Origin of the sequence: Alistipes indistinctus YIT 12060, from assembly GCF_025144995.1 — a bacterium.
Classification (GTDB): Bacteria; Bacteroidota; Bacteroidia; order Bacteroidales; family Rikenellaceae; genus Alistipes_A; species Alistipes_A indistinctus.
Genome location: NZ_CP102250.1, coordinates 698,052 through 710,523 on the forward strand (window position 1 = coordinate 698,052; position 12,472 = coordinate 710,523).

Here is a 12,472-nt window from a genome sequence, read left to right on the forward strand (position 1 = left end):
CTCCTAGTTCCCCATTTCGCTCATGAACTTGATCCGCACCAGGCGTATCTCCTCCTCGGTATATTCGCCGCCCAGCTCCGCCACTGCCTCTTCGAGCGAATCGGTCTCGGCATCCTCCTTGAAATACAGATAGATATCCTCGGCTTTATCCTCGTCGATCACCTGGCTGACGTAGTAGGAAATATTGAGCTTGGTACCCGAATGGACGATCGCTTCGATCTCGGTGAGCAGTTCGTCGAGGTCCATGTCGCGGGCCCGGGCGATATCCTCGAAATCCATCTGGCGGTCGATGCTCTGGATGATGAACACCTTATTACCGCTTTTGTTCACGACGCTCTTGACCACCATGTCCTGCGGACGGGTAATATCCTTTTCGTCGACGTATTTCTGAATCAGCTCGGTGAACGGCTTGCCGAACTTCTTAGCCTTGCCGGCGCCCACGCCGGTAATGTTCTGCAACTCCTCCATCGTCACCGGGTACTGGATCGACATATCCTCGAGCGACGGGTCCTGGAAAATCACGAACGGCGGCAGCTCCATCTGTCGGGCCACCTTCTTGCGAAGGTCCTTCAACATCGCGAAGAGCTCCTCGTCGGCTACGCCGCCTTTGCCCGAAGGGGGTGTAACCGCCTCGTCATCGTCGCCATCCTCGTATTCGTGATCGGCAGTCAACAGAACGGAATAAGGCTGTTCCAAATATGCAAGTCCCGTCTGGGTGATTGACAACAATCCGTAATTTTCGATATTCTTATCGATAAAACCCAAAATCAACGCCTGACGCACCACAGCGCCCCAATAACGATCGCTCTGGTCGCCGCCCACGCCAAACCATTCGCTCTTGTTGTGGCCGTAAGACTTGATCAGTGCATTGTTGCGTCCGATCAGCACATTGATCAGATAATCGTATTTGAACTTGTCGCCAAGAAACTTCAGCACCTTGAGCATCAACACCAACGACTCACGCCCTTCGAACTTGGGCTTGGGATGGAGACAATTATCGCAGCAGTTGCAATTCTCCTCGGGATACTCTTCTCCGAAATAGTGCAGCAGCGTCTTGCGCCGGCAGATCGAACTCTCGGCATAGGAAACCGTTTCCTGCAGCAGCAACTTACCGATCTCCTGTTCGGCCAACGGCTTGCCCTGCATGAATTTTTCGAGTTTCTGAATATCCTTATAACTATAAAAGGTCAGGCAGTGTCCTCCGCCGCCGTCGCGGCCTGCGCGGCCCGTCTCCTGATAATAGCCTTCGAGGGACTTGGGAATATCGTAATGGATTACATAGCGCACGTCGGGCTTGTCGATACCCATGCCGAAAGCGATCGTCGCGACGATCACATCGACCTTCTCATTCAGGAAAGCATCCTGATTCGCCGCACGGGTAACGGCATCCATGCCGGCATGATAAGGCGCCACCTTGATGCTGTTGGCGGCCAGCAATTCGGCCAACTCCTCGACCTTTTTGCGGCTCAGGCAGTAGATGATTCCGGATTTGCCCGGATTACTCTTGATATAGCGGATGATCTCTTTGGTCGCATTGGTCTTCGAACGTACCTCATAAAACAGATTAGGCCGGTTGAACGACGATTTGAACACGGCCGCATCGAGCATACCGAGATTCTTCTGGATATCCATCTGCACCTTCGGCGTGGCCGTAGCGGTCAGCGCGATCAGCGGTGCGGCACCGATATCGTTGATGATCGGGCGGATGCGGCGGTACTCCGGGCGGAAATCGTGCCCCCACTCGGAAATACAGTGCGCCTCGTCGATGGCGTAAAACGATATTTTGATCTGCCGCAGGAACGACACGTTATCCTCCTTGGTCAGCGACTCGGGTGCGAAATAGAGCAGCTTGGTTTTGCCCGCGAGCACATCGCTCTTGACTTTGGCAACGGCAGCTTTGTTCAGCGATGAATTGAGGAAATGGGCGATCCCATCCTCCATGCTGAACGTGCGCATCGCATCGACCTGGTTTTTCATCAGTGCGATCAGCGGCGAAATGATAATAGCCACACCGTCCATCACCAGTGCCGGGAGCTGGTAACATAATGACTTCCCGCCACCGGTAGGCATCAGCACAAAAGTGTCCTTACCTGCCAGTACATTGCGAATAACCTCCTCCTGATTGCCTTTGAAACTGGTAAAACCGAAATACTCTTTCAGACGTTCGTGCAGCACCGCACTCTCTTTATCAGACATTTGGATCGATAATTGCCTATTTACGAAATCTAATCGCTTACTAAGATAAAAACTTTTTGCGAAAATCACTAACTTTGTAGGAAATTATTTCTTTTTCGGGGACATTCGCCAGATGAAACTATACACCAAAGACCTAGTTAAAAAATACAAAACGCGCACGGTAGTCGACCACGTTTCGATCGAGGTCAACCAAGGCGAAATCGTCGGATTGCTGGGGCCCAACGGAGCCGGCAAGACCACCACTTTCTACATGATCGTGGGACTGATCAAGCCCAACGAGGGGGGTATTTTCCTCGAAGGTACCGAACTGACCAAAGAACCGGTCTACAAACGCGCGCAAAAAGGGGTCGGTTATCTGGCCCAGGAAGCCTCGGTGTTCCGCCACCTGTCGGTGGAAGACAATATCCGGGCCGTGCTGCAAATGACCGATTTTACCAAGGAGTACCAGCGCGAACGGCTCGAAAACCTGATCGAAGAGTTCCGGTTGCAGAAAGTGCGTAAGAGTATGGGTATCCAGCTTTCGGGCGGCGAACGGCGCCGAACCGAAATCGCGCGCGCGGTGGCGATCAACCCCAAGTTCATCCTGCTCGACGAACCGTTCGCCGGCGTCGACCCCATCGCCGTAGAGGATATCCAAAGTATCGTGGCGACACTCAAGGATAAGAATATCGGCGTGGTGATCACCGACCACAACGTGCACGAAACCCTCTTGATCACCGACCGCACCTACCTGCTCTTCGAAGGCAAAATCCTCAAGGCAGGGTCGGCCGAAGACCTTGCCAACGACGAAACGGTACGAAAAGTCTACCTCGGGCAGGATTTCAAACTTCGTTAGGAAACACCATGAAAACAACCATACACAAAGGCCGTATTGCAGGCAGCATCACCGCACCGGCATCGAAAAGCTATGCTCAGCGGGCCGTAGCCGCTGCCCTGCTTGCCGGCGGGGAGACGACGCTCACCCACCTGGATCTGTGCAACGACACGCGTGCCGCGCTCGACGTGGCCCGTAGGCTCGGGGCATCGGTCTCGCACGAAGGGACTACCTACACGATCCGTGGCGGCCTGAATCCGGTCTCGACCAAACTCAACATCGGGGAATCGGGACTGGCCACGCGGCTCTTCACTCCGATCGCTTCACTCTGCCACATGCCTATCACGATCAACGGCGAAGGCTCGATCCTGCGCCGCCCGATCGAAATGATGGAAGAACCGTTGCAGGCGCTCGGCGTCGAGGTAATCTCCAACGGGGGCTACCTGCCCATCTCCGTAAAAGGACCGATGCGCGGCGGGGAAATACATGTGGACGGTTCGCTCAGTTCACAGTTCATCACGGGCCTGTTGATGGCCCTACCGCTGTCGCCGAACGACACGGTACTGCATGTGGAAAACCTCAAAAGCCGCCCTTACGTCGATATGACCATCGACCTGGCCGCCCGGTTCGGCGTAGCCATCGAACACAACAACTACGAACAGTTCTACATTGCGGGCGGACAACACTACACCCCCTGCACATACAATATAGAGGGAGACTGGAGCGGAGCTTCGTGCCTGCTCGTAGCCGGGGCAACCGCAGGCAGCATCACGATCCGGAACCTGAACCACATCTCGCTGCAGGCCGACCTGGCAATCATCGAAGCACTGGCGCGTGCCGGAGCCGAAATAATCACTACTAACTCCTCGGTCACGGTGCACGGAGGGCCGCTGCACGCCTTTGAATTCGACGCCACCGACTGCCCCGACCTCTTCCCGGCGCTGGCCGCATTGGCGGCGAGTTGCGAGGGCACATCCGTGCTGACAGGCACGCAGCGGCTCACTTACAAGGAAAGCAACCGGGCCGAAACGATCGCGGAAGTGTTCGGAAGGCTGGGAATAGGGGTCGACCTGTCGGAAGAGAACACGATGCGCATCACGGGCGGTCCGGTCTCGAGCGCCGTCGTGGACAGCCACAACGACCACCGCATTGCGATGGCTGCCGCCGTAGCCGCACTCAGCAGCGACGACAGCGTTGTAATCGAAGGTGCCGATGCGGCCGACAAATCCTATCCGAACTTCTGGAACGACCTGGATACGTTGCGGAGCTGAAACAATTACATCTAATTTCATTAATACACATAAAAAAACCGGCGACATAAAGACCGAAGCAACCTGAATTCGGATTCTTGCACACCGGCATCCAAACGCAAAATATCCGCCGCAAGGCGCCAAACCTTATAACCAGACATCAGATGAACAGCTTCGGCAGGTTATTCCGAATCTCCATTTTCGGCGAATCGCACGGCGGCATGGTCGGCGTCACGCTGGACGGCGTGCCGGCAGGCATCGCCCTGAGTGAAAAATCCTTCACGGCAGACCTCGCACGGCGCAAAAGCGGCAAGCGGGGAACCACCCCGCGCAAAGAGAGTGACGCCCCGCACATCGTTACGGGCGTTTTCAACGGGCGCACGACCGGAGCGCCGCTGACGGTCGTCTATTACAATGAAAATACGCTTTCGGGAGACTACCGCAACCTGGTCACCCACCCGCGCCCGTCGCACGCCGACTGGGTAGCGATGACCAAATACAAAGGATTTGCCGATTACCGCGGAGGCGGGCATTTTTCGGGACGGCTGACCCTCGGACTGGTTACGGCCGGGGTAGTAGCCAAACTGATCCTCAAGAAACTTTACAAGAATAAAATCAAATTCGACACCGTGCTCTCCGAAATCGGAGGCTGTGCCGATCCGGACCGGTTCCCCGAAATCATCGAAGAGGCGTTGCGGACGCAGGATTCGGTAGGCGGTATCGTCGAATGTACCGCCAGCGGCGTACCGGTGGGATTGGGCGAACCCTTCTTCGACTCGGCCGAAAGCGTGATGAGCCACCTGCTCTACTCCGTCCCGGCAGTCAAGGCAGTGGAGTTCGGACTCGGTTTCGGATCGGCCAAACTGCACGGCAGCGAAAACAACGACCCGATCATGTCGCCCGACGGCGCGACAGCTACGAACCATTCGGGAGGTATCGTCGGCGGCATCACCAACGGCAACCCGGTGGTGGTGCGCGTGGCCGTAAAGCCCACTTCGAGCATATCGTCGCCGCAGCTCACGCTGAATACCGAAACAGGCACCCCTGAACGGCTGGTCATCAAAGGCCGCCATGACGCGTGCATCGCAATGCGGGCCGTGGTGGTGATCGAATCGGCCGTAGCAGCGGCCCTGTGCGATCTGGCGCTGGTCGCCAAGTCGCAAGGTTTGTAAAGATATGCGCAAAGGTTTTGCATATCCGGTAAAAATATATACATTTGTGCTCTATTTTTCAGTAGCTGAGTGGATATTTTGAAGCGATACGCGATCCCGTACAAAGGGTTGAGCATTGGAAACCACCATTTTGAATTTGAGGTGGACGACCGTTTTTTCGACGCTTTCGAGGGTTCGGAGATTCACAGGGGGCATGCATCGGTCAGTGTCGAATTGGTCAAAACGGAACGCCTGCTGACGTTGGACTTCACAATCGACGGTGAAGCGGAGGTGACCTGCGACCGCTGCCTGGACGAATTCATGATGCCCGTACACTATGCAGGAACGCTGCAGGTCCGGTTTTCGGAGACTGAAAAAGAGAGCGACGGCGAAGTGATGTGGCTGAGTCCCAATGAGACGGAACTCCCGTTGGGGCAATATATTTATGAAAGCATATCACTGAGCCTGCCCTACCGGAAGATTCACCCGGAGGATGCCGAAGGCCACAGCCTGTGCAATCCCGAAATGCTCTCGCGTTTTCGGATTGTCAGTGAAGAGGAGTTCGAGCAGTTCGTGCAGCAAACCGCAGCCGAGGCCGCAACGGAAAATGCCCCGGCGCAAGACGGCGACTCGCCTTGGAGCGAACTGGAAACGCTGAAAAAGAAATTGGAACAAGAACAACAAAAGAAGTAGATTAAGAGTTATATCATAAAAACATTCTCAACATGGCACATCCTAAACATAAAGTCTCCAGTACGAGAAGAGACAAGAGAAGAACCCATTACAAAGCCGCCGTTCCCACATTGGCGACCTGCTCGAACTGCGGCGCGACCGTCCTTTACCACCGGGTTTGCCCCGAGTGCGGCTATTATAGGGGCCGTGTAGCGATCGAGAAAAAAGCGGAATAGGCATGCCGGCCCCCATTAAGCTCCAATGACTATGACCAGAATAGGAATTGATGCAATGGGCGGAGACTTTGCCCCGCGGACGGTCGTACTAGGCGCCATCAGCGCTTCGCGCAAACTGGCGCGGGACAGCCGGATCGTCCTTTTCGGCGACAAGAGCCGCATCGAGGAGATTCTAGCCGAGGAAAACTGCCCGGCCGGCACTTTCGACATCGTGCATACGAGTGAAGTGATCGAAATGGGCGACAATCCGACGCAGGCTTTCTCGAAAAAAACCGACTCAAGCATCGTGGTCGGTTTTAACCACCTGCTCGAAGGCAAGATCGACGGCTTTGCAAGCGCCGGAAGCACCGGCGCAATGATGGTGGGTTGCATGTATACCGTCAAGCAGATCGAAGGTGTAATCCGTCCGACCATTTCGGCCCTGTTCCCCACTATCGACGGCAGCGAAGCGCTGCTGTTGGACGTAGGCCTGAATGTAGACTGCAAACCCGACGTTCTTTACCAATACGGTATCATCGGCAGCACTTACGCAAAAAGCGTGATGGGCAAGGCTAACCCGCGGGTGGCCCTGCTGAACATCGGCGAAGAGAAAGAGAAAGGCAACCAACAAACGAAGGCTACCTACGAACTGATGGATAACAGCACCGACTTCAATTTCGTCGGCAACATCGAAGCGAAACACTTATTCGACAGCAGCGTGGCGGATGTGATCGTTTGCGACGGTTTCGTAGGCAACACGATTCTCAAGATGTCGGAAGGTATTTTTGAGATGACGCGCCAACAGGGTTTGAAAAATACCTATTTCGAAAATCTCAATTACGAAAAAGTGGGTGGGACGCCCGTGTTAGGCATCAATTCCACCGTAATCATCGGCCACGGCTGCTCCAGCGCAACCGCCATCGAAAACATGGTTCTCCAGACTGAAAAGACGATCAAGGCGGGAGTGGCAGCCAAACTCCGAGAAATTTTCAGCTAATGACGACAAAGACAACCGCAGCGATTACAGGCGTGGGCGCCTACCTGCCCGACTACATTCTCGACAACATCGAGCTGAGCCACATGGTGGACACCTCCGACGAATGGATCATGTCACGCATCGGCATCAAAACCCGCCACATTCTCAAAGGCGAGGGCCTCGGCACCTCTTATATGGGAGAGCGCGCCGTGAACGACCTGCTCGAAAAAACGGGAACCGATCCGATGGACATCGACGTAGTGATCTGCGCCACGGTAACGCCCGACATGTTCTTCCCGTCGACGGCCAACCTGATCGCCCATAAAAGCGGCATGAAAAAGGCTTTCGGATTCGACCTGTCGGCAGCCTGCAGCGGCTTTATCTTCGCCCTGAACACCGCATCGAAACTTATCGAAGCGGGACCTTATAAAAAGATCGTCGTAGTCGGCGCCGACAAGATGTCTTCAATCATCGACTACACCGACCGCTCTACCTGCCCGATCTTCGGTGACGGCGCCGCAGCCGTACTGCTCGAACCGACGACTGACGGTACAGGTGTCCTCAACGCGATCCTGCATTCGGACGCATCCGGCGCGCAGCACCTGCACATGAAAGCCGGCGGCTCCGCCTATCCCCCGACACACGATACGGTAGACAAAGGCTGGCACTATGTCTATCAGGAAGGACAGCCCGTTTTCAAAGCCGCCGTATCGAACATGGCCGATACATCGGTCGAAATCATGGAGCGTAACCACCTGACCGCCGACGATATCCGCTACCTGGTACCGCACCAGGCCAACCTGCGTATCATCGACGCAACGGCACACCGAATGGGGCTTCCGGCCGAAAAATGCATGATCAATATCGACAAGTTCGGCAACACCACGGCAGCAACTATTCCGCTCTGTCTTTGGGATTACGAATCGCGCCTGCGCAAAGGCGACAACCTGATTCTGTCCGCATTCGGCGGAGGATATACCTGGGGAGCCCTTTACGTGAAATGGGCCTACAACGGCGGGGATTTTTCCAAATAAGCCCCAAAAACACCGTCATCAAACATATTGCGTACACACCGGACGAACTCACCTCATACCGATGAGATGTCGCAACAGCCTATAGAAAACAGGACTGAACAAGTTGGAGGTTCTATAGTTCAAGGGATAGAACGGAAGTTTCCTAAACTTTAAATGCAGGTTCGAGTCCTGCTAGAACCACAGAAATTCCTGATAATTAATACATTATCAGGAATTTTGATTTTACAACAGGAACGAATTTAGGAACGTTTTATATTCTCAAGGGATAAAACGCCTAATTCCTATCTTCCTCCACAAGAGAAAAATTAAGGTTACCCCTACCCACCGGACACCCACACCCTCCACGGTCTTTTTCGTTTTCTCAGTCACGACGGTCAATCAACTATAAACCAGCGACTAATCGCAGGGTGTGGTCGATTATCGTGCAGGCAGGGGAATTGGCTGGAATGTAATATTTTGATTATCAGTTTACATTCAGCCCCGTGAAGGACATAAAATCGTACCTTCACTTATTTATTTCAAAACTATAAAACAACACTGGGATACAAGAAATAACCTAATCTCTGTACAAAACATGTCATTTTATATCGATCCGTTCAACCGGTTGTTTCTTCACGTCATCCAGCGGCATACTGTAATATCTCACATTCTCGAAATCAATAGTTTTCAAGTCTATGCAACGGATGTTGCTATTGTACATGGTGCGATAATAAATGATCCTATTTCGCGTATCCGTGACCACTGTGAATTGCGTAGCGCTCGGGACATCAGCAGATGCTTTCCCCCAAGGTTGTTCAGTACCCGTCGGAATATCGAAATTATTCAGGATATGAAATGCCTGAAAAGCACTTTCTTGTGCAGACGGTTGTTGCGGTGCTGTCAGTTGAAAGAAAGTCGCACGAACAAACCGGGATGGCGGGGTGAAATCTCCCGGAAGTCCAAGTAAACCGGCTCCATGTCCGAAAGACTTCATCTGCAAAGGACCATAATCATGTTCTAGGGTTGTCCCGGGCTGTAAATTAATATAATTATTCAAGTTTGTCCAGTGCCATTCCAAGCCGGGGGAATTGGTCAATACCCCCAAAGGGTTATCGTAAAAACGCATGGTTTCATCCACTATTTCGAGTACGACCTGCCGTCCCGAAGGTTCAGTGAACCGCCAATGAACGGTAGAGGAACGAGGTTCGATATTGGTAACCCGTATGTTTTGAAGTTTTTCTTTCACCTCGTTGACGGTTTCGCATTCTCCTAATACATAAGATACCAGTTGGAAGTCTGCCAAACTTTTCTCCTTTTGAGAGGGATCATAGGGAGGATATTTCCCGTAATTAGGAAAATAGAACAATCCGGCAGACAGGCCTTTTTCATTGATACCTTCCACCATAAATTCCTTTTGCTCCACGGACAAACCGAAAAACCCGTGTTTGGTTGTGAATTTCATTCCATCCCCTCCCGAAGGAGTAAACGATTGAAGTTCCTGATCACGGGGAACAACCACATACATCGTATTCATGACACTTTCCGCCCACTCGACAGTACGTGCGGCAACGACTGAACCATCGCTGCTTTTTAAGGTAATACCGGTACAGGCTGCTATCGGTGCTTGTGGTGGCAAATCGATTGTATCGGGCAATTTTGACGGTTGTTTTGAGTTCATAGGTCACAATTTTAATGTTCTACAATAAAACACTTGAAGCATTTTCGCGAATAGTAAATACAGTTATCAGGCTTTCCGCGTCCGAGACAGATTCGCGAGGTGTCTATGATTACACTCCTTCCAGTATGATTTCTTTTCAAGCAGTTTTAGGATGTTACTAATGAGGTATATTTTTATAAATGACATTGAAAAACAGAGGTACGTTTTCACGCGTCTGTTTCATGGAAGGAACGATTCGATTCTCCCGTCACGGGGCAAGACGCTGCCGGAGCCACTCTCCGTCCCCTTCCCGCGTATAGAGGATACGGTCGTGCAGCCGGTTTTCGCGCCCCTGCCAAAACTCGATCCGCTCCGGCGTAACCGCATAACCGCCCCAATAATCAGGACGCTTCAGTCCGGAAATGTCGATACTTGCCGGATGGTCCCGCAAGTCTTGTGAAGCCGGAGAATCTGCCAGGGGTATATTATTCGCCTTTTGGCCACCTTCCTGCTTCTGACCGTGACTCAGACCATATCGGTCACGCATGCGCACGAATTCCCGCATCAGTCCGGTCCGGCTTCCGATCACCCGGCTTTGCGGCGAAACTATCGCGCCGATGCGGCTGCCCAACGGCCGGGAATCGAAATAAGCATCGGACTCCGCTGCGGACAGCTCGACAGCACGGCCTTCGATATGCACCTGGCGTTCGAGGCCGTACCACAAAAACGAGAGCGAGACGCAGGGATTGGTTTCGATCTGCAGCCCTTTCCGGCTTTCGTAATTGGTAAAAAAGACAAACCGGCCCTCCTCAAGCCCTTTTAACAATACGGTACGGGTCGACGGGCGGCATTCCTGCGAAACGGTGGCCACGACCATAGCGGTCGGTTCGACCAACCGGGCTTCGACCGCCTCTCCTAACCACTCTTCAAATACGACCAACGGATCGTCAGGCATCTGGCACCGGCGCAGACCACCTTGTAAATACTCCTTGCGGATCGAAGCGATATCCATAAAATTCATCTTTTATATTGGTTCAATTTTCATTAGCCGGTTTTCCGTCTGCTTGCACGGGAAGCGGTTTACCCCGCCTGCGCAGCAGCATCCACACGAACGGCAGCATCGAAGCCAGCGTAATAAACGTGACGACGAGAAAATCATCGGTCACCCCCTCCACATAGGACTGTGCGTGCGATACCGTTTCGCGGGCCGTATGAAAGGCCGTGCGGTAAGTCAGGATCGACGTGAGCACGGCAATGCCGATACTGCCCGAAAGCTGCTTGATGCTGTTCGAAATCCCCGCCGCCGCCGCCATCTGCTGCTGGGTAAGGTTCTGCAGCGAGAAAAAGTTGAGCGGAGCGAAGGTAAGCCCCATCCCGAAACCGCGCAGGTAAAGGACCAGCATGATTTGCGCATGCGAGGTGTGGATCGTGAAACGGCTCGCCAGATAGAAGCTCGCCGACATAACCATCACCCCGAGAAAAACGAGCACCAACGGTTTCACATAACGAGTGAGCACCCCGGAAACGGTCGAAAGGACGCCCTGTATCATGCCGACGGGCAGAAAGACACTGCCGGCCATTACAGCCGTATAGCCCAGTCCTTCCTGCATATAAAGCGGCAGGAGATAGGTCCCCCCGAGCATCCCGATCCCGAAAATGAACAACGTGACCATCGACACACCGAAATGAAGGTCTTTCAGCAGCCGGATATTCAACAGCGGATGTTTTTGCCTCCATTCAGCCGCTATGAAAACCGCAAGGGCGACGGCCGCCACTATGAAACAACCGATAACCACGGGCGATGACCATCCTTGCGGATTCGTCGCGGCGTTTCCCCGGGCCAGCGCATAAATCGTCAACGGCATGAATACGGCAATGGAGGTAAATCCGAGCCAGTCGAAACGGCCCTGAACGGGATTTTTCCACTCTTTCTGCACGAACAGGCCCAACAGGACGGCAAAAATGCCGATCGGCACATTGATATCGAAAATCAGATGCCAGCTCTTTTCGACCAGGAAACCGCCCAGCAACGGACCGAACGAGATCGAAGCGGCGGCAGCCACCGACCAAAGACCGAGAGCCACCCCGCGCTGCCGGGGCGGAAACTCACGCGTGACGATGGCCAGTCCGAGCGACTGGATCATGCCGCTGCCAACTCCCTGTAACGCCCGTGCAGCAATCAGGAAACCGTCGGTTCCCGCACGCCCGCAGAGCCACGATCCCAACGTAAAAATAACCATTCCACCCAAGTAGAGTTTCTTGTTGCCGTACCGGTCGGCCAACCAGCCGGCCGACGGCAGCATAATCGTCATCGTAATCATATAGGCGGTGATGACCCATTCGGCCGACGAAATCCGGATATGGAACGCCGACATGATCGTCGGGATACCCACATTGACCACCGTCACGTCGAGCACGGCCATAAACGTGCCGAGCATAATCATTCCCAACACCCACCATTTATATCCCCGGCTCTGCTGCAAACGGGCCTGCATCTCTCGTATCTTCATTTTATCTCCTTTCGGGGT

General features: G+C 53.6%; 11 protein-coding genes and 1 tRNA gene. 8 read left to right on the top strand and 4 right to left on the bottom strand.

All coding sequences use genetic code 11. The features are described 5' to 3' along the window. Positions 1-3 precede the first annotated feature (3 nt). Entirely contained in the window at positions 4-2,196 is a 2,193-nt protein-coding gene (gene recQ, locus NQ495_RS03210) for a DNA helicase RecQ (RefSeq protein ID WP_009134402.1), read from the bottom strand. Between the two features lie 112 nt (positions 2,197-2,308). Here recQ and lptB point away from each other — a divergent pair, with 112 nt between their 5' ends. The 8 genes from lptB to NQ495_RS03250 all read left to right on the top strand — a co-directional run bounded on the left by lptB (position 2,309) and on the right by NQ495_RS03250 (position 8,488). Continuing rightward, the gene (gene lptB / locus NQ495_RS03215) at positions 2,309-3,031 is read left to right on the top strand and encodes an LPS export ABC transporter ATP-binding protein (RefSeq protein WP_009134401.1); all 723 of its coding nucleotides are present in this window, start codon (positions 2,309-2,311) and stop codon (positions 3,029-3,031) included. Positions 3,032-3,039: 8 nt separating this feature from the next. Beyond that, on the top strand, positions 3,040-4,281 hold the full coding sequence (aroA, locus tag NQ495_RS03220) for a 3-phosphoshikimate 1-carboxyvinyltransferase (RefSeq protein WP_009134400.1): 1,242 nt from the start codon (positions 3,040-3,042) through the stop codon (positions 4,279-4,281). Between the two features lie 143 nt (positions 4,282-4,424). Beyond that, positions 4,425-5,432 (top strand): chorismate synthase, encoded by a 1,008-nt coding sequence (aroC, locus tag NQ495_RS03225; protein WP_009134399.1) that lies wholly within the window; start codon positions 4,425-4,427, stop codon positions 5,430-5,432. A gap of 69 nt (positions 5,433-5,501) precedes the next feature. Continuing rightward, positions 5,502-6,104: a YceD family protein gene (locus NQ495_RS03230; protein ID WP_009134398.1), complete on the top strand. Its 603-nt coding sequence runs from the start codon at positions 5,502-5,504 to the stop codon at positions 6,102-6,104. 32 nt (positions 6,105-6,136) lie between these two features. Beyond that, positions 6,137-6,319, top strand: a complete 183-nt coding sequence (rpmF, locus tag NQ495_RS03235) for a 50S ribosomal protein L32 (RefSeq protein ID WP_009134397.1) — start codon at positions 6,137-6,139, stop codon at positions 6,317-6,319. 55 nt (positions 6,320-6,374) lie between these two features. Further along, positions 6,375-7,295, top strand: a complete 921-nt coding sequence (plsX, locus tag NQ495_RS03240; RefSeq protein ID WP_009134396.1) for a phosphate acyltransferase PlsX — start codon at positions 6,375-6,377, stop codon at positions 7,293-7,295. Next, positions 7,295-8,308: a beta-ketoacyl-ACP synthase III gene (locus NQ495_RS03245; protein WP_009134395.1), complete on the top strand. Its 1,014-nt coding sequence runs from the start codon at positions 7,295-7,297 to the stop codon at positions 8,306-8,308. The genes plsX and NQ495_RS03245 overlap by 1 nt, the downstream gene beginning before the upstream one ends. Before the next feature lie 108 nt (positions 8,309-8,416). Continuing rightward, positions 8,417-8,488: transfer RNA gene (locus NQ495_RS03250), tRNA-Arg, on the top strand. A gap of 397 nt (positions 8,489-8,885) precedes the next feature. Here the strand turns inward: NQ495_RS03250 and NQ495_RS03255 are convergent. From NQ495_RS03255 to NQ495_RS03265, 3 genes are all read right to left on the bottom strand, one after another. After that, a complete protein-coding gene (locus tag NQ495_RS03255) occupies positions 8,886-9,965 on the bottom strand; it encodes a linear amide C-N hydrolase (RefSeq protein WP_009134394.1) in 1,080 nt (359 codons plus the stop codon). Between the two features lie 247 nt (positions 9,966-10,212). Further along, positions 10,213-10,965, bottom strand: coding sequence for a pyridoxine/pyridoxamine 5'-phosphate oxidase (locus NQ495_RS03260; protein WP_040294553.1), 753 nt, complete (start codon positions 10,963-10,965; stop codon positions 10,213-10,215). A gap of 13 nt (positions 10,966-10,978) precedes the next feature. Then, on the bottom strand, positions 10,979-12,454 hold the full coding sequence (locus NQ495_RS03265) for a DHA2 family efflux MFS transporter permease subunit (RefSeq protein ID WP_009134392.1): 1,476 nt from the start codon (positions 12,452-12,454) through the stop codon (positions 10,979-10,981). Between the last annotated feature and the right edge of the window lie 18 nt (positions 12,455-12,472).